Genomic DNA, 16,721 nt, shown 5'->3' with positions numbered 1-16,721 from the left:
TTGAGGGATGGTCTTCAAGCCCTCTCCCTCGCAGCTGATCACCGACACGCTCGTCTTCCCCGAGTCGCCCCGCTGGCGTCACGGGCTGCTCTGGATCTCCGACGTGCACGACTACGCGTTGAAGGCCATCGCCGAGGACGGTGCCGTCGTGCACCGCCACGAGGTACCCGGGCGGCCCGCGGGCTCCGGGTTCGTCCCCGACGGCACCCTCCTGCTGGCGACCGCGCTCGACCGCCGGCTGCTCACCCGATCGGCGGCCGGGGTCCTGACCCCGGTCGCCGATCTGTCGGACCTCGTCACCGGCCTGGTCAACGACCTGGTCGTGGGTGCGGACGGCCGGGCGTGGGTGGGGGACACCGGCTTCGACCTGATGACCGGCTCGCCGCGGCCGGGCCGCATTCTGACGTTCACCCTCGACGAGGGGCCGCGGGTCGCCGCGGAGGGGGTCGAGTTCCCGAACGGCATGGTGCTGAGCCCGGACGGGCGGGAGCTGATCGTGAACGAGTCGACCGCGGACCGGACTTCGGTGTTCTCGGTGGCGCCGGACGGAACCCTGCTGCGCGACCGGACGCTCGCCGAATTCGGGCCGATGCCCGACGGGCTCTGCCTCGACACCGACGGCGCGGTGTGGGTGCCGCTGCTGCGCGGCGGCCGGTTCGTCCGCGTCTCCCGCGACGGCCGGCTCCTGGACGAAGTGGACGCTGCCGGGCGGATGCCGGTGTCCTGCACGTTCGGTGGTCCGGACCGCGAGTGGCTCTACCTCTGTTCCGCCGAAACCACCATGGCCGAGTTGCGCCAGGGGCGCAGCCGGGGGTTCGTCCACCGGATTCCCGCGCCTGCTCCGGGAGCCGGTCGACCCTAAAGCTCGAACAACGCTTGCATATTCGAATATCTGGCGCCACGATGGAGGCCTCACCGAAGGAGGGGAGCCTCATGCGGATCGCCACCACCAGCGGGCGCCGGTCACGGCCGCGTGCGCGCAGCCGGAGCGAGGGGATCGGCGGGATCGAGCAGGAGTTCGTCGCGAGGGACACGGAGGAGGCCTCATGAGCATGCACCGGCTCGCCGGGATCACCCTGGGCGTGCCCGACCTCGAAGCGGTCGGGCGGTACTACGAGGAATTCGGGTTGCGGCGCAGTCGCGAAACCGAGCACGAGCTGGTCTTCTCGACCACCGACGGCGGCGAGCAGCTGCGGCTCGTCCCCGCGCCGTTCCGCCGGCTCGTCGCGGTGACGATCGGCGTCGACGACCCCGACGACCTCGGGCGCGCGGCCGCTCGCCTGGGCCGGGCGGCCGTCGCGACGCAGTCCTCAAAGTCCACATCGGACGGTCTCGCGGCGGTGGAACCGGTGACCGGCGTGCGGTTCGAGCTGGCCGTCCAATCGCGCGTCGGCCAGACGCCCGAGCCGGCGAGCCCGGTCAACAGCCCCGGCCGGATCGAGCGCACGGCCGCGCGCACACCCGGGATCCTGCGGGAGAAGCGGGTGCGGCCCCGGCGGCTCGGCCACGTCGTGCTCGGCAGTACCGACGTCGAGGCCACCAGCGCGTTCATCACCGAAGGCATCGGGTTCAAGGTCAGCGATCTGGTCGGTGGCGGCCACGGGGCGTTCCTGCGGTGCTCGACCGACCACCACAACATGCTGGTGCAGAAGGCACCGGTGAACTTCGTGCACCACTCCGCGTGGCAGGTCGACGACATCGACGAAGTCGGCCGCGGCGCCATGGGGATGCTCGAAGACCACCCGGAGCGGCACGTGTGGGGGCTCGGCCGCCACCACGCCGGCTCCAACTTCTTCTGGTACCTGCGCGATCCGGCGGGCACGTTCAGCGAGTACTACAGCGACCTCGACGACATCCCGGAAGACGCGATCTGGACACCGGAGGTGATGGAAGGGGCGCGCGGTCTCTTCAACTGGGGACCGCCGCCACCCCCGTCGTTCGTGAATCCCGAAGACCTCGCCGCGCTGATGACCGGCGCCCACACCCGCTGACGGCGACAGGAGAGACGATGGGTATCCAGCTCAAGCAAGCGGCGCGGGGCAAGACGACCGAGCCGGACTCCGCCGTGTCGGAGACCGTCTCCGCGGTGATCGCCGACATCCGGGCCCGCGGTGACGAGGCGGTGCGCGAGTACTCGGCGAAGTTCGACCACTGGTCGCCCGAGCGCTTTCGGCTCGACGCCACGCGGATCGACGAGATCGTGGCGACCGTGCCGGCGCAGGTCCTCGACGACATCGGCGAGGGCACCTGCGTGTCCTACGGCGACAAGGTGATCGGCACCAACCACACGCTCCCGACCCGCGGCGCCGCCCGCTACACCGGGGGCCTCTGGGTCGGGAAGTTCCTCCGCACGGTCACCTACCAGGAGGTGACGGACCCGGAGTCGAGCGCGGCGCTGGGGGAGCTGTGCGGTCGCGCGGCGCGCGCGGAGTTCTTCGAAGGCCACGCGCGCTCGGGCGACGTCCGGGCGGCCAAGGCGGCCGGGCGCCTCCCGGACTGGGCGGACGGCGCCGGGCACGCCTCGCGCTAGGGCTCGTCCCGGCGCGGGTCGAGCCCCGCCCGGCTCAGAAGCCCTGGCGCAGGACCTCCTGCGTCTTCTGGATGTGCTCCACGAGCAGGGCGACGGCGCGATCGGTGTCGTGGTCGAGGGCGGCGCGCAGCAGGGCGTCGTGTTCGCCCTCGATGTCGCGGTCCTGGTACGGGTCGATCTCCACGGACCAGCGCCGGTAGAGCTCGGCGCTGTCGCGCAGCCGCTGCGCGACGCTGAGGATCCGGCGGTTGCGGCAGCCGTCGATGAGCGCGGCGTGGAACGCGCCGTGGGCCTTGCCCCAGTCGGCCGTGAACCGCTCGACCGCTCCGTCCACGTGCCGGTGGGTCAGTGACAGCAGGTGGTGGGCGCCGACGAGCCGGGCCTCCCACTCGGCGTCACCTTGCTCGATCGAGTACCGCAGCGCGAGCGTCTCGATGTCGAGGCGCGCCTCGGTGAGGTCGTGCAGGTCCTCGAGCGACACGTCCGCGACGAAGAAGCCTTGCATCGGCCGGACCTGGACGAGGCCGCGCTCGCTCAGGCGGAGCAGGCTCTCGCGGACCACCCCGACGCTGCTGTCGAAGGTCTTGGTCAGCTCGGCGGTCGCCAGCCGCTCACCCGGGCGGCGCTTGCCGCTCAGGATCTCGGTGCGAATGCCCAGGTAGACGCGTTCGTTGCGGGTTTCCTTGTCCCCCATGGGCCTCATTGTACAAATCCTCGACTTCTCGGCAGCTGCTCCAGGGTCAGCCGTTCGAGGACAATATTCGAGGATTGTTGCATGTTCGAATATCCAGTGACACCATGGAGTCATCGAGGAGGGAGTCGCGGATGACCGTCGCAGCGAGCCTCACCGGGCTCACCACGCTCGTCACCGGCGCCGGCCGCGGACTGGGCGCCGGCATCGCCCGCGCCTGTGCCGCCGGTGGCGCGGACGTGGTGCTCGTGAGCCGGTCCGCCGAGGAGATCGAGCGGGGTGCGGCCGAGATCCGGGCGGCGGGCGGCCGGGCCCGCGCGATCGCCTGCGACGTCACCGACCTGCCGCGGTTCGCCGCGCTCGTGGCGGAGGCGGGGCCGATCGACGTCCTGGTCAACAACGCCGGAACCAACGTCCCCCAGCCGTTCACGGACGTCGGACCGGAGATCTTCGACCGCGTCCTCGACCTCAACCTGCGCTCGCTCTACTTCGCCACCCAGGCCGTGGTCCGGGCGATGATCGAGCGGGGCCGGGGCGGGTCGATCGTCAACGTCTCGTCCCAGATGGGCCACGTCGGCGCCCCGAACCGCAGCGCATACTGCGCTTCCAAACACGCGGTGGAAGGCCTCACGAAGGCGCTGGCGGTGGAGCTGGGCCCGCACCGCATCCGCGTCAACTCGATCGCACCCACGTACGTCGAAACCTCGATGACCGCGCCGTTCTTGGCGGATCCCGGGTTTCTCGCCGACACGCTGCACCGCATCCCGCTCGGCCGGCTCGGCCGCGTCGAGGACGTGACCGGCGCGGTCGTGTTCCTGGCCGGCCCGGGCGCGGGGCTGATCACCGGCACCAGCGTGGTGATCGACGGCGGCTACACCGCGCACTGACCGCGACCGCACCGAAAAACCGGCACCACCGAGACAGAGGAGAACACCCGATGACCGACTCGACCGACCAGACCGTGCTGACCGACCTGGGCTTGCGGCTGTTCCAGCTCTACGTCTTCTTCGGCGAGCCGAGCGAGGCGTGGGACCTCGAAACGGACGGCACGCGAACCGTGCTGGCCGAGCACGTCGAGTACCTGCGCGAGCTCGAACGCACCGGCGTGATGTTCATGGGCGGCCCGTTCCGCGCCGCGGACTACGAGTGGGACGGCTCCGGGATGATCGTGGTCCGCGCCGGCTCGCTGGCCGAAGCCCGCGAGCTCGCCGAGCGCGACCCGCTGTTCGTCCACGGCCTGCGGACCTACGAGGTCCGCGGCTGGCAGCTCAACGAGGGCCGGCTGGTCCTGACCGTCGACCTCGACTCCCACCGCGTCGGCCTCGCCTGACCCGGTCCTCTCCGGCGACCGGCCGGAATCCACGAAACCAGGGAGAACTCCATGACCCAGCACCTGGACCACGACACGACGACCGAACCGGCGTTCGACTTCGACGCGACCGTCGCGCCGATCCTGGGCATCTCCGGGCTCGACGTGCCGCAATACGACGCACCGCGCACCACCCCGTTGCGCACCGCGCTCGCCGACGCCACCGTCGGGCTGCTCGTGACCTGCGGGGCCTACTACCCCGACCAGAAGCGGCTCGGCGAACGCGGGGACCTGTCCTACCGGCTCCTGCCGCGGGAGCGGGACCTCGACGAGGTGCTGTTCGCCCACAAGACCCCGATCCGGGCGTTCGCGCTGGCCGACCCCAACGTCGCCTACCCGCGCGACACGATGCTCGACCTCGAACGCGAGGGCGTGTTCCGGCGGTACGCCGACCACGCGATCTCGATGGTCGGGTCGATCAGCGACTACCCCGGGCTCGTCAGCGAAACCGCACCGAAGGTCGTTTCCGAGTTCGAGCGGATGGGCGTGGACCTGGTGCTGGTCCTGCCGTTCTGCCCGCAGTGCCACGTCGCGGCCGGGGTGCTGGCCCGTGCGATCGAGGAGCGGGGCCTGCCCACCACGAGTCTGACCACCTTGCGCCACCAGGCCGAGTCCGTGAAGCCTCCGCGCGCGACCTTCCTCGACTTCCCGCTGGGCTGTCCGGCCGGGCGGCCGCGCCGACCCGCGCAGCAACGCGAGATCGTGCGCGGCGCACTGGAAACCGCCGCCTCCCTTCCGGCCGGCGACCCGTGGGCGCTGCACCGCTTGCCGTTCCGGTGGGACGAATCCGGCGACCGCGGCTGGGAGTCGCTCGTGGCCGACCTCTACCGCGTGGACAACGAAATCCGCGGCACCGTCAAGGGAAACATGCGGGCCCACGGGTTCGAGCCCGGCGGCGAGCACACGATCCGCTGCGCCTGCTGACTCCCGGTCCGGCCCGGTCGAGTCCTTTTCGGACAGTTTCGCCCCCACGTCGTCACGAGGAGCTTTGTCATGCCTTTTTCCAGCGCGGACGCGAGCACGCACCCCGAGGGCCGCCCGACTCCCGACGACGGTTACGACGTGGTCATCGTGGGCGCGGGCCCGGTCGGGCTCACCGCGGCGGGCCTGCTCGGCCGGCTGGGTCACCGGGTGGCGGTCGTGGAGCGCCACCCGGGTCTCTACAACCTGCCGCGGGCCGGGCACATCGACCACGAGATCATGCGCACGTTCCAGCTGCTCGGCTTCGCCGACGCCCTGCTGGCCGACGCCGTCGCCTGCGACACCTACACCTTGCGCAACGGCAAGGGCGAACTGCTGACCGAGTTTCCGTGGGCGGCCGACGGGGTGTCGGGCTGGAAGTCCGACTACATGCTCTACCAGCCCGAGCTGGAAGACCTGCTCTACTCCCACGACGTCGACGACCCCGCCATCACGTTCCACCGCGGCTTCGAGGTTCACGACTTCCTCGTCCACGAGGACCACGTCGAGGTGCACGCCACCGCCCCGGCGGCACCGGCCGATCTCCACGGGCCCGCGCGAGAAGCCCGTGATCTCGTGCTGCGCGGCCGGTTCCTCCTCGGTGCCGACGGCGGACGCAGCTTCGTCCGTGACCGGCTCGGCATCCGGCGAGCGGACCTCGGCTTCTCCTCGCTGTGGGCCAACGCCGACGCCCGGCGCAACCGCGACCGCGTCGACCTGCCCTTCGACTCCGGCCAGTGGTGCGACCCGAACCGCCCGACCACCGTGCTGCCGCTCGGCAAGCGGCACCGCCGGTTCGAGTGGGCGCTGCTGCCGGGGGAGACGGCCGAGGAGATGGCCGATCCCGCCGTCGCCTGGGAACTGCTCGCCGGCCTCGGGCTCACGAGCGAGGACCTGAGCATCGTCCGCTACCACGTCTGGCGGTTCGAGGCGAAGATCGCCGAGCAGTGGCAGCGCGGCCGCGTGTTCCTCCTCGGCGACGCCGCGCACACGATGCCGCCGTTCCAGGGGCAGGGGATGTGCTCGGGCATCCGGGACGCGAGCAACCTCGTGTGGAAGCTGGACCTCGTGCTGCGCGGGATCACGGCGGAGGCGCTGCTCGACACGTACCAGCAAGAGCGCGAACCGAACCTGCGGGCCTGGACCGAACTGTCGATCGAGACGGGCCGGCTGCCGTGCACGCTCGACCCGGACGAGGCCGAGCGCCGCGACGAAGCGTTCCGCAGCGGCGCGGCGAAACACCTGCCGGTGGTTCCGCCGCTGTCCGGGGTCGTCCGCGACGGCAGCGGCGCCGGAGAGCTGAGCCTGCAGGCCCGGGTGAGCCGCGCCGGCGCGCCCGGGCTCTTCGACGACGTGATCGGCGGCGGTTTCACGGTCGTGTCCACGGCCGGTGATCCCGCCGCGGTGCTCGCGCCGCGGCAGCGCGCGTTCCTGGACGCGCTGCGGGCGCAGGTCGTGCACGTCGCGCCCGACGGTGCCGGCGGAGTGACCGATGTGGACGGTGCTTACGCGGCTCACTTCGCCGAGCGCGGCTGGGACGTCGTCGTGACGCGCCCCGATTTCTACGTCTTCGGCGCCGGTTCGCTCAGCGAGCTGCCGGCGATCGTCGACGACCTCGCCGCGCGGCTCGGTGCGGACGAGACGCGGTGACCGGCGAGGCGCGGGAAGCGGGAGACCTCCGCGCCCTCCTCACCACAGCGGCGTCGTCCGCTCACTGAACCTCCGTGCGGCCCTGCCGCCACCAACCGACCCCGGCCACGCCGTGACGCGGCCGCAACAGAAGGGATTCGCATGTCCGAGAGCCTCGAAGCCAAGATCCGGCGGTCGGGTGGCCCGGTGCCGATGCTGCGCGCCGCGCCCGGTGGGGCGTATCCGTTCCCGATCCGCAGCGAGTACACGAACTGGCGGGACGAACAGGCGTCGTGGAAGGAGACCGCGGTGCTGTTCGACCAGTCCCACCACATGCTCGACGTCACCTTCACCGGCCCCGACGCGAAGCGGCTGATGAGCGACTACGGCGTGAACAGTTTCGCGACCTTCGGCGCCGACCGCGCCAAGCAGTACGTGGCCGTGCGCGAAGACGGTTACCTCGTCGGCGACGCGATCCTGTTCGGACTGGAAGACGACAAGGTCAGTCTCGTCGGGGGATCCGTGGTGCACGACTGGATCACCTTCCAGGCCGAGCGCGGCGGTTACCGGGTGGACATCACGCGCGACGAGCGCACGCCCCTCAACCCGCGGCGATCGCTGTACCGCTACCAGCTGCAGGGGCCGGCGGCGCTGAAGATCGCCGAAAAGGCCCACGGCGGCACGATCGACCGCCTCAAGTTCTTCCGCATGGGCCGGTTCACCGTCGCCGGGCACACGGTGCGCGCGCTGAACCACACCATGACCGGCGTGCCCGGCCTGGAGATGACCGGACTGGAGCTCTTCGGCCCGCTCGACGAGGGAGCGGCGGTGCTCGAGGCGCTGGTGCGCGCGGGCGAGGAGTTCGGGATGCGCCAGGGCGGAGCGATCGCGTACTCCACGACCGCCCTGGAGTCGGGCTGGATCGGACTGCCGGTGCCCGCCGTCTACTCGGGAGAGTGCACGCGGGCGTTCCGCGAGTGGCTGCCGGCGAACTCGGCCACGGGCACCGCTTCGCTGGGCGGCAGCTTCGACTCCCCGGACATCGAGGACTACTACCCGACGCCGTGGGACCTCGGCTACGGCGGCATCGTGAAGTTCGACCACGACTTCCTCGGCCGCTCGGCCCTCGAGAAGGCGGCCGGACAGCCGCACCGCCGGAAGGTCTGGCTGCGGTGGAACGACGAAGACGTCGCCCGGCTGCTGGCGGGCGGACTGTCCGGCCGGGGTGCGCGGACCAGGTACCTGCAGGTGCCCTACGCCGTGTACGCGACCTTCCAGTACGACACCGTCCGCATCGGCGACCGGGTCACCGGGATCTCCAACCGGACCGGGTACACCGTGAACGTCGGCGGCTGGTCTTCGCTCGCGATGATCGACGAGGCCGACGCGGTGGAGGGGGCCGAGGTCACCGTCGTCTGGGGTGAGCCGGACGGCGGCGCCGCCAAGGCGAACGTGGAGCGCCACGTGCAGACGGAAGTCCGCGCCATCGTCAGCACCACCCCGCTCGCATGAGCGGCCACGCAGGTCTCTCGCGGGCACCGGATTCGGTGACCGAGGCGGTCCACCTCGTGCTGACCCTGTCCTGCCCTGATCGCGCCGGCATCATCCGGACCGTTTCCTCCTTCCTGTTCGACCACGGCGCCAACGTGGTGGAGAGCCAGCAGTACGGCGACCGGCGCACCGGGACCTTCTTCATGCGCGTGCAGTTCGAGGCGATCGGCGAAACCCCGTTGGAAGCGGCCGCCTTGCGCCGCGACTTCACCCGCGTGGCCGAGGCGTTCGGGATGACGTGGCGGCTCACCGACACGCGGACGCGGCACCGGGTGCTGATCCTGGTCAGCAAGTTCGGGCACTGCCTCAACGACCTGCTCTACCGGGCGAGCATCGGCGCGCTCGACGTGGACGTGGTCGCCGTCGTGTCCAACCACCCCGACCTGCGCCACTTCGCCGAGCAGCGCGACGTGCCCTTCCACCACATCCCGGTCACGGCCGGCACCAAACCGGCCGCCGAACGGCAGCTGCTGGACCTCGTCGAGGAGCTCGACGTGGATCTGGTGGTGCTCGCGCGGTACATGCAGATCCTTTCGGAGGACCTGTGCAAGCAGTGGGAGGGCCGGGCGATCAACATCCACCATTCGATGTTGCCGAGTTTCAAGGGCGCGCGGCCGTACCACCAGGCGTACGACCGGGGCGTGAAGGTCGTCGGTGCCACGGCGCACTACGTGACCTCGGACCTCGACGAGGGGCCGATCATCGAGCAGGAGGTCGCGCGGGTCGACCACTCGATGTCGGCCGAGCAGGTCGCCGCGCTGGGGCGGGACACCGAATGTCTCGCGCTGGCCCGCGCGGTCCGCTGGCACACCTCGAACCGGGTGCTCCTCGACGGCGGGCGAACGGTCGTCTTCCGCTGAATCCCCGCGCTACCACTGGAGTCGCACCATGACCACTTCCGAAGTTGTCGCCCGGCTGGCTCGGGCGACGCACATCGAGGCGATCCCGCTCCGGAGCGTCCGCGAGGATCTGCTCTCGGCGCCCTCCGGGACGGTCTTCACGATCACGTGTTCGGCGAAGACCGGGCCCGAACGGACGTTGGAGTTCGCCGAGCTGGCCGCGAAGAACGGCTACCGCGTGATCCCGCACCTGGCGGCGCGTCAGGTCGCCGGCCCCGCCGCGTTGCGGGACTTCCTGGATCGGCTCGCCTCGGCGGGCATCACCGACTTGTTCGTGATCGGCGGCGACCTCACCGAGCCGGTGGGTCCGTACCCCGGCGCGGCAGATCTGCTGGAGGCGCTCGCCGACCTGGACCACGGAATCACCCGGATCGGCGTCGGCTGCTACCCCGAAGGGCATCCCGCGATTCCCGACGACGTGGTGCTGGCCGACCTGCTGCGCAAGCAGAAGAACGCCGACTACCTCGTCAGCCAGCTGTGTTTCGACGTCGACGCACTGGTCGGTTGGCTCGGTTCGGTGCGGGCCGCGGGGGTGGTCCTGCCGTTGCGGCTCGGTCTTGCCGGTCCGGTGCAGATCCGCAAGCTGGTCGAGGTTTCGCTGCGGATCGGGGTGGGTTCGTCGCTGCGGTACCTGCGCAAGCAGCACGGGATGGTGCGCAACCTCGTCGGGGGCGGCGCTTACCGGCCGGAGGAGCTGGTGCGTGCTCTGGTGGATCGGCTCGGCGAGGCCGCGTCCGAGATCGAGGGCCTCCACCTGTTCTCGTTCAACCAGATCGAGGCCGCCACGGCCTGGCAGGAACGCTTCGCCTCGTGCGCGACGCCGACGTGAGTGGCCCGCTCCGGGAGCCGTGAAAGGACGGTTCCCCGAGCGGCGCCTGGTGGGCCGCGGCTCAGGGCCGGGAGAGCACGGATTTGAGAACGGTCAACAGGGTTGTGGCCGCTTCGGGTTCGTCGGCGGCGGTGTGGTGGCGCCAGGCGACGTAGCCGTCCGGGCGGACCAGCAGCGCGCCGGCCTCGTCGATCTCGCTGGTGCGGGTCCAATCGCCGTAGGAGTCGCGGGCGCCGTCGGCGCCGATGGTCACCACACGCAGGCCCAGGCCGAGTTCGGCGGCGGCTTTCTCGGCGGCGGTGGCCCAGGCGCTGCCGGACAGGCCGGTGACGAGGCTCCAGCGGCCACGGCCCACGAGGTCCAAAGTGGATACCCGGTTGCCGTGGGCGTCGACGAGCCAGACGTGCGGGATCTTGGCGCCCGGGGTGGTGGTGGCCTGGTGGAACAGCTCCGGGTCGCGGCCGGACAGCGGCGCCGGGCCATCGGGGATCACGGCGGTGGAGGCGTAGCGCTGGTCGAGTTCGACACCGTGGGCGTTGAACTCGTAGTGCTTGAGCTCGATGGCTTTTTCCAGCCGGCGACGTTTGCGGGCGCCTTCTTCGGTGGGGGCTCGGCAGGCGGCGAGGCCGGCGGCGATGGCGTCGGAGTCGGTGTCGCCGCTGATGCCGAGGGCCTCGAAGATCGGGCCGAACTGGTCGCGGGAGAGGTTGGCGCGGTCCACGATCTGCTTGCCGACCGGGGCGCGTTCGGCCGAGTAGGTTTCCAGCAGTTCCTCGCCCGCTTCGCCCCGGACGACCATGGCGAGTTTCCAGGCGAGGTTGAACGAGTCCTGCACCGAGGTGTTGGAGCCGAGGCCGTTGGACGGCGGGTGCCGGTGGACGGCGTCGCCGGCGCAGAACACCCGGCCGCTGGAATACCGGGTGGCGTAGGAGTGGTTGACCGTCCACAGTGACGTGGAGGTGATCTCGACTTCCAGCTCGGGATCGCCGATGAGGTCGCGCACGATCCGGGTCGCTTCGTCCGCGTCGACTTCCGGCGGGGCCTGCGCGATGTCGTAGCCCCACACGAGCAGCCACTTGTTCCACGGCCGCACCATCCGCACGAGGCCCATGCCGATGCCGCCCAGGTGCGCGCCGGGGCGCATGACCCAGTAGAGGACGCTGGGGCGGTGGGCCACGTACTTGCCGAGGTCGGCGGTGAAGGTGATGTTCATCGACCCGGCCTTGCCGGTCTCGCCGGCGATGGGCAGCCCGGCCTGTTCGGCGACGCGGCTGCGGGCACCGTCGGCACCGATGAGGTAGCGGGCTCGCAGGGTGAACTCGTCGCCGCGAACCCGGTCGAGGAAGCGGGCGGTAACGCCGTCGGCGTCCTGGGTGAAGTCGAGGAATTCGGTGTCCAGGCGCAGTTTCGCGCCGCGTTCGGCCGCGTTGGTCGCCAGGATCGGCTCCAGGTAGGTCTGCGGGAGGTCGATCAGGTGACACGGACTGGCCGCACCGTACTCGGTGGCGGAGCGGTCCCCGGTGCCCCAGCTCGCGATCCGGCCGATCTCGGCCCCGGCCAGGGAGGTGCAGAGCACGGTGTCGCCCATCAGCTCCGGCGGCGTGCCCTGCGCCAGGGCCTGCTCCTCGATGCCCAGGTCGCGCAGGACTTCCATGGCGCGTTGGTTGGTGATGTGAGCGCGGGGAGTGTCGGCGGTCCAGCCGTATTTGGTGGCCAGTACCGTGCGCACGCCGTAGGTGGCCAGCAGCAGGGCGGCGGTGCCGCCGGCCGGCCCGCTGCCGACCACGATGACGTCGGTGTCGTACTCGTTCATGGTGGAAGTCCTCGTCGGTGTTCGAGAGCGGGAGAAATACGGAACCGTGAAGCCCGGCCGGATCCGGCAGCAGGCTCACGACCATGGGTGCGGAACCCGGCTGCGTGGGGACGACGGCTTGCTCGCTGAGAGCCACCTTAGCTCCCCGGATGGACTATAAGGTCCATACTAAAGAGGTCTTGCCCGCTCTTACTCACCGGCGTACCCGGTGTCACCCCTGGACCACACCATTGCCGGGCCCGCTCTCAAGGGCGGCGGCCCCGGACGGCCACCAGGCTGAGCGAGGGGAACCACTGTCCGGGCTCGGCCAGTTTGTCCTTCCAGCGCTCGACGGTGGCCGCGTCCAGAATCTGCCCGCCGGCGCGCTCGTTCAGCTGGTCGAAGGTGAGCGCCAGCCACTCGGTCCCGAGTGTGCCGCCCTCGGCGTACGGCACTTCGCACTCGACGCCGACGTCGGTCAACCCCCGTGACACCACGAGGGCGGGGAGTTTCCGGCCGAAGTCGACGTCCGCGACGGTCGCGAGCACTTCGCACCACGCACGCATGGCCCGGGCGTGGTCGGTGTCCTCGTCGATCGCGCCGATGGAGAACGTGTCGCCCTCTTCGAGGAGGAGCCAGCCGCCCGGGCGCAGCGCCGCGACGAGCCGGTCGAGCACTGCCTCGCGCTCGCTCAGGTGATTGAGCAGCAGGCGGGCGTGCACCACGTCGAAGGCGGCTTCGGGCAGTGGGTCGGATCGGATGTCGGCCTGGCGCACCTCGACGTTCGCCGGCAGGTCGTGAAGGGCGGTCACCTCGAGGTCGACCGCGCACACGGAGCCGTCGGGGCCGGCCTGCTCACCGAGCCACCGCGCGATCGAACCGGCGCCCGCTCCGACCTCGAGGCACCGCCAACCGCCGGCGAGCCCGAGTGCGCTCAGGCGCTTGCGCGTGGTGGGGTCGTACGTCTGCTCGAGGCCGGCGAGCCGGCGCTGGGCCCGCTCCCATGCGTTCGTGAGCGCATAGCCGGGAGAAGTGATCATGAAACCACTCTAACTCCGAACTTCGCCGCGACCGCGGTGAATCGGCGGTGAGGGAAGGGCGGCAATCGAAACCTGCCCGATCGGCTCTCGGGCAACCGATTTTCTCTTGTGTAGGGGGATTTGCTCCCGAACAACGGACGCGCGGCTCGCGTGGGGAGGTCAGCCGGGCGGGTTGAGGTGGATCACGGTCTCGGCTTCGGCGTCGATCCGTTCCCGGCTGTAGAGCAGGGGAAAGGCCTCTCCGCGGTTCCACGCGGCGTACAGGTCGGTGTAGTGCGGGTCGTCGAGCCGGCCCGACTGGCCCGGCGCGTTCATGGCGAGCGAGGAGTCCCACTCGCCGACGTCGACCACGATGCGGAAGGTCGCGCCGGCCGACTGCACGAAATTCGGGCCGTACGCGGTGCTTCCGACGGTGTCGCCGCTGCCGCCGCGCGGAAGCGCTTCCGTGGTCAGCCGGTCTTCGGGCAGGTGGGGCAGCAGCGCCTTGAGCGGGTGCTGTGCGCGGGCGACGTGCAATCGGCCCCACTGCCAGGCGCCCCGGTCGGCGCCGAGCAGGTTTTCGAGGTCGGTGATGGCGGCGGGCAGGGTTTTCGCGACGATTTCGGCGAACGTGCCGGAGTTCTCGAGCAGCGTGAGGTCGATGCGGGCGTCGGCGAGCTGGTCGTCGTCGGGTGAGATGCGGGTGGCTGTCGCGTCGGCTTGTTCGGTGCCGACGAGTGGTTCGAGGGCTTCGGCGAGCAAGGCGGGCCGGAGGTGGCGGCGGTACCAGACTTCGAACAGTGCGGCGGCCGCGGAATCGGGGGCGAGTACGGCGTCCCAGCTGGTGAGCAGGTCGAGTCCGTCGACGTCGGTGTGCAGTTCGCGCAGCTTCGCCACGATGCGGCGGGCGGGGATGGACAGGAAGTCGCTTTGCAGGGCGACCATGCTGTGCGGGGTGGCGTCGGTGGTCTGGGCGAGGACTTCGTCGATGCGGTGCTTGCGATACGGGGCGTACCAGTCGTAGGTGATGTGGCGTTCGGGTGGGTAGTCGGCGGGCAGGTTCATTTCGTTGGCGGTGGCCAGGAAACCGGCTTCGGGGTCGACGGTGCCGGGCAGTTGGTCGGTGTCGTAGAACCCGGCCCATTCGTAGCGGCCGTCGCCGGGCACGGGCAGGGTGCCGTCCCAGTTCGGGCGGATCGGGGTCAGGCCGCCGGTCTGCCAGGCGATCCGGCCGGACGGGTCGGCGTAGACCTGGTTTTCCGGTGGCGCGCCCCAGCGGTTCATGGCGGCGGAGAATTCGTCCCAGTCGGCGGCCCGCATGTAGTCCATGCTGCCCAGATAGGGGGCCATGCCGGGTTCGAGCCAGGCCGCCCGCACCGCGAACGCGAGGTTTTTCTCCGGGTCCTGATACACGATCGGGCCGTGGCGGGTGAACAGCAACTCGGCCTCGACCGGGTCGCCGTCGCGCACCGCGATCGTGTCGGTCACGCGGTGCATGGGTTCCCAGCGGCCGTCGTAGCGGTAGCGGTGCGGGTCGGCCGGGTCGGTCTCGTAGACGTAGAGGTCTTCCTGGTCGATCGCGAAAATGGTGAGCCCGAACGCGATCCGCCCGTTGTGCCCGATCGAGATCCCCGGCAGCGCCGGTTCCCCGCCGCCGATCACGTTGAACCCGGGCGCGTTGAGGTGGGCGATGTAGCGCAGCCCGGGCAGCGCCGCGGCCGCGCGGTGTGGGTCGTTGGCCAGCAACGGCCGCCCCGACCGGGTGCGGGACCCGGCCAGGACCCAGTTGTTGCTGCCTTCGGGCAGGACGTCGCCCTGCGCGTCCTCGGGGGCTGGGGGTGCGAACACCGGGGCGGTCGTGGCCAGGTCATACACCCGCAACACATCATCCGGGATCGCCGCCAGATCCAACCCCTCGGGAACGTCCACCGGCCGCCATGGTTCGCGGCGGCGGCGTAGCTCTTCGGCGTCGGCGGGCAGGTCCCGCAGGGTGCGGGCCCGGGCGACTTCCTCGCGGACGTTGTAGAACAGGCCGTGGCTGCGGATGCGGGCCACGTCCTCCGGGGCCCACACCGCCGGCTCGTAGCCCAGCTCGCGGAACTCCACCGGCAACAGCTCCGGCTGGTCGCGGGTGAGCTGGACGAACGCGTTCACGCCCTCCACGAACGCCGTCGTCGCCCGCTTGGTGTCCGAGCCGTAGGCGAGCCATTCGCGGTGCATGTCGCCGCGGTAGAGGAACAACCGGGCCGCCCGGTCACGCTCGGCGTGCTCCGGCCCGAACACCTCCGCCAGCCGGCCCAGGCCCCGCCGCCGCCAGAAATCGATCTGCCACAACCGATCCCGCGCCGCGTTGAAACCCTGCACACGAAACGCGTCATAGGTACTCGCCGCATAAATATGCGGCACACCCCAACGGTCGACCACGATCTCCGCGGGCCCCGTGAGCCCCGGCAGGATGTGGGAGGTTCGGTCAGGTGCCACTGCTGTCTCTCATCAGAAGGATTATCGACGTTGTTCCGTGAATGGCCAGCGTCCGGCGAAATCGCCTACGGTTATGCCTCACCTGGCTGGGACGCCGGCACGCTGGTCGGGGCGAAAACGGTGCGGCGGATGATGTCCGCGACCTTCCTCGGTTGCTCCATCTGAACCCAGTGCCCGGCATGCTGGACATGGGCGAAGGTCACGTCCGGTCGCACCGCGTGGAGCTGGGCAGCGGTGAGGGGCCGAGAGGACCGCACGTAGCAGATTCGGGACGGGCTCCGCCGGATCTCGTCCGTCGCGTCGAAAGCCACGGCGTCGCGCAGGAGCGCGGCACCGACCTCGGGATCGGTGTCCTTCACCGCTTCGTTGACCTCGTCGGCGATCCTCGCCTCGGGCGCCTCGCCGAGATTGGCCCGCAGAAGGCCGGCCACGGTCTGGTGAAAGCCGTCGCGATCGAGCGAGCGCGCCAGGCGATCCGCCCAGTCTTCCACGGCGTCACTGATGATGAGCGAGGAATCCAGGAGGACCACGGTCTCGATCTCCTGCACCTCGTTCGTCATGCGCAACGCGGTTGTACCGCCCGCGCTGTGGCCGACGAGCGCCACGCGGGTCAGCGCGAGGTCTTCGATGAGCTGCTGCAACGCCTCGATCTGGGCCACCATGCCGCGAGCGCCTTGTCCGACCGGCGAGGACCCGTGCCCCAGGAGGTCGACCGAGACCACGCGCGAGTCCCGGCTCAAGTCGTCGGCCAGAGCGGCGGTCTGCGCCCGCCGTCCGCCGAGACCGTGCACGAGGACGATCGTCGTCTCCGCCTCGGGCCCCTGCTCGGTGAAGCTCAACGCGGCCGATCGTGCCACCGGGGAACGCTCCTGTTCTGTCCACGGCCCACCCGAGCCGCTTGGTGAGTACGGCGTGCCCCCGGCCGGGGTGGCCAGTGCGCTCATGCAGTGTTCGAGTCCGCGATCGGCCGC

Annotated in this window: 15 protein-coding genes; 10 read left to right on the top strand and 5 right to left on the bottom strand. The window is 70.6% G+C overall.

The window, feature by feature from the left end:
• The first annotated feature begins 7 nt into the window (after nt 1-7).
• The 3 genes from VSH64_RS18890 (at nt 8) to VSH64_RS18880 (ending at nt 2,530) form a co-directional block, all read left to right on the top strand.
• Nucleotides 8-862 (top strand): SMP-30/gluconolactonase/LRE family protein, encoded by an 855-nt coding sequence (locus VSH64_RS18890; RefSeq protein ID WP_326836936.1) that lies wholly within the window; start codon nt 8-10, stop codon nt 860-862.
• 184 nt (nt 863-1,046) lie between these two features.
• A complete protein-coding gene (locus VSH64_RS18885; RefSeq protein WP_326836935.1) occupies nt 1,047-1,991 on the top strand; it encodes a VOC family protein in 945 nt (314 codons plus the stop codon).
• A gap of 17 nt (nt 1,992-2,008) precedes the next feature.
• Complete coding sequence (locus VSH64_RS18880; protein ID WP_326836934.1) at nt 2,009-2,530, top strand: histidinol dehydrogenase; 522 nt, start codon at nt 2,009-2,011, stop codon at nt 2,528-2,530.
• A 34-nt stretch (nt 2,531-2,564) separates the two neighbouring features.
• Here VSH64_RS18880 and VSH64_RS18875 read toward each other — a convergent pair whose 3' ends face one another.
• A complete protein-coding gene (locus VSH64_RS18875) occupies nt 2,565-3,224 on the bottom strand; it encodes a GntR family transcriptional regulator (protein ID WP_326836933.1) in 660 nt (219 codons plus the stop codon).
• Nucleotides 3,225-3,355: 131 nt separating this feature from the next.
• Between VSH64_RS18875 and VSH64_RS18870 the strand changes: the two genes are divergently transcribed.
• From VSH64_RS18870 to VSH64_RS18840, 7 genes are all read left to right on the top strand, one after another.
• Entirely contained in the window at nt 3,356-4,108 is a 753-nt protein-coding gene (locus tag VSH64_RS18870; protein WP_326836932.1) for an SDR family NAD(P)-dependent oxidoreductase, read from the top strand.
• Between the two features lie 50 nt (nt 4,109-4,158).
• Nucleotides 4,159-4,551 (top strand): YciI family protein, encoded by a 393-nt coding sequence (locus VSH64_RS18865; RefSeq protein ID WP_326836931.1) that lies wholly within the window; start codon nt 4,159-4,161, stop codon nt 4,549-4,551.
• A 51-nt stretch (nt 4,552-4,602) separates the two neighbouring features.
• Nucleotides 4,603-5,514: a hypothetical protein gene (locus VSH64_RS18860; protein ID WP_326836930.1), complete on the top strand. Its 912-nt coding sequence runs from the start codon at nt 4,603-4,605 to the stop codon at nt 5,512-5,514.
• Nucleotides 5,515-5,583: 69 nt separating this feature from the next.
• Nucleotides 5,584-7,200 carry a bifunctional 3-(3-hydroxy-phenyl)propionate/3-hydroxycinnamic acid hydroxylase MhpA gene (gene mhpA, locus VSH64_RS18855; RefSeq protein ID WP_326836929.1) on the top strand — a complete coding sequence of 539 codons (1,617 nt, stop codon included), beginning with the start codon at nt 5,584-5,586 and terminating at the stop codon, nt 7,198-7,200.
• A gap of 141 nt (nt 7,201-7,341) precedes the next feature.
• Complete coding sequence (locus VSH64_RS18850; RefSeq protein WP_326836928.1) at nt 7,342-8,691, top strand: aminomethyl transferase family protein; 1,350 nt, start codon at nt 7,342-7,344, stop codon at nt 8,689-8,691.
• On the top strand, nt 8,688-9,590 hold the full coding sequence (gene purU, locus VSH64_RS18845; protein WP_326836927.1) for a formyltetrahydrofolate deformylase: 903 nt from the start codon (nt 8,688-8,690) through the stop codon (nt 9,588-9,590). Before VSH64_RS18850 ends, purU begins: the two co-directional genes overlap by 4 nt.
• A gap of 28 nt (nt 9,591-9,618) precedes the next feature.
• Nucleotides 9,619-10,458 carry a methylenetetrahydrofolate reductase gene (locus VSH64_RS18840; protein WP_326836926.1) on the top strand — a complete coding sequence of 280 codons (840 nt, stop codon included), beginning with the start codon at nt 9,619-9,621 and terminating at the stop codon, nt 10,456-10,458.
• A 61-nt stretch (nt 10,459-10,519) separates the two neighbouring features.
• Here VSH64_RS18840 and VSH64_RS18835 read toward each other — a convergent pair whose 3' ends face one another.
• The 4 genes from VSH64_RS18835 to VSH64_RS18820 form a co-directional block, all read right to left on the bottom strand.
• Nucleotides 10,520-12,271, bottom strand: coding sequence for an FAD-dependent oxidoreductase (locus VSH64_RS18835; RefSeq protein WP_326836925.1), 1,752 nt, complete (start codon nt 12,269-12,271; stop codon nt 10,520-10,522).
• 245 nt (nt 12,272-12,516) lie between these two features.
• Nucleotides 12,517-13,290 carry a class I SAM-dependent methyltransferase gene (locus VSH64_RS18830; RefSeq protein ID WP_326836924.1) on the bottom strand — a complete coding sequence of 258 codons (774 nt, stop codon included), beginning with the start codon at nt 13,288-13,290 and terminating at the stop codon, nt 12,517-12,519.
• 159 nt (nt 13,291-13,449) lie between these two features.
• Nucleotides 13,450-15,750 (bottom strand): penicillin acylase family protein, encoded by a 2,301-nt coding sequence (locus VSH64_RS18825; RefSeq protein ID WP_326836923.1) that lies wholly within the window; start codon nt 15,748-15,750, stop codon nt 13,450-13,452.
• 71 nt (nt 15,751-15,821) lie between these two features.
• A complete protein-coding gene (locus VSH64_RS18820) occupies nt 15,822-16,589 on the bottom strand; it encodes an alpha/beta fold hydrolase (RefSeq protein ID WP_326836922.1) in 768 nt (255 codons plus the stop codon).
• Between the last annotated feature and the right edge of the window lie 132 nt (nt 16,590-16,721).

It is taken from the genome of Amycolatopsis rhabdoformis (genome assembly GCF_035918295.1).
GTDB lineage: Bacteria > Actinomycetota > Actinomycetes > Mycobacteriales > Pseudonocardiaceae > Amycolatopsis > Amycolatopsis rhabdoformis.
This window is presented reverse-complemented; position numbering and strand designations above follow the sequence as displayed.

Coding starts and splice junctions, on each gene's coding strand:
- VSH64_RS18865 (WP_326836931.1), top strand. CDS start 4,159: ATGACCGACTCGACCGACCAGACCGTGCTGACCGACCTGGGCTTGCGG.
- VSH64_RS18880 (WP_326836934.1), top strand. CDS start 2,009: ATGGGTATCCAGCTCAAGCAAGCGGCGCGGGGCAAGACGACCGAGCCG.
- VSH64_RS18830 (WP_326836924.1), bottom strand. CDS start 13,290: ATGATCACTTCTCCCGGCTATGCGCTCACGAACGCATGGGAGCGGGCC.
- VSH64_RS18840 (WP_326836926.1), top strand. CDS start 9,619: ATGACCACTTCCGAAGTTGTCGCCCGGCTGGCTCGGGCGACGCACATC.
- mhpA (WP_326836929.1), top strand. CDS start 5,584: ATGCCTTTTTCCAGCGCGGACGCGAGCACGCACCCCGAGGGCCGCCCG.
- VSH64_RS18890 (WP_326836936.1), top strand. CDS start 8: ATGGTCTTCAAGCCCTCTCCCTCGCAGCTGATCACCGACACGCTCGTC.
- VSH64_RS18860 (WP_326836930.1), top strand. CDS start 4,603: ATGACCCAGCACCTGGACCACGACACGACGACCGAACCGGCGTTCGAC.
- VSH64_RS18835 (WP_326836925.1), bottom strand. CDS start 12,271: ATGAACGAGTACGACACCGACGTCATCGTGGTCGGCAGCGGGCCGGCC.
- VSH64_RS18850 (WP_326836928.1), top strand. CDS start 7,342: ATGTCCGAGAGCCTCGAAGCCAAGATCCGGCGGTCGGGTGGCCCGGTG.
- VSH64_RS18885 (WP_326836935.1), top strand. CDS start 1,047: ATGAGCATGCACCGGCTCGCCGGGATCACCCTGGGCGTGCCCGACCTC.
- VSH64_RS18875 (WP_326836933.1), bottom strand. CDS start 3,224: ATGGGGGACAAGGAAACCCGCAACGAACGCGTCTACCTGGGCATTCGC.
- purU (WP_326836927.1), top strand. CDS start 8,688: ATGAGCGGCCACGCAGGTCTCTCGCGGGCACCGGATTCGGTGACCGAG.
- VSH64_RS18870 (WP_326836932.1), top strand. CDS start 3,356: ATGACCGTCGCAGCGAGCCTCACCGGGCTCACCACGCTCGTCACCGGC.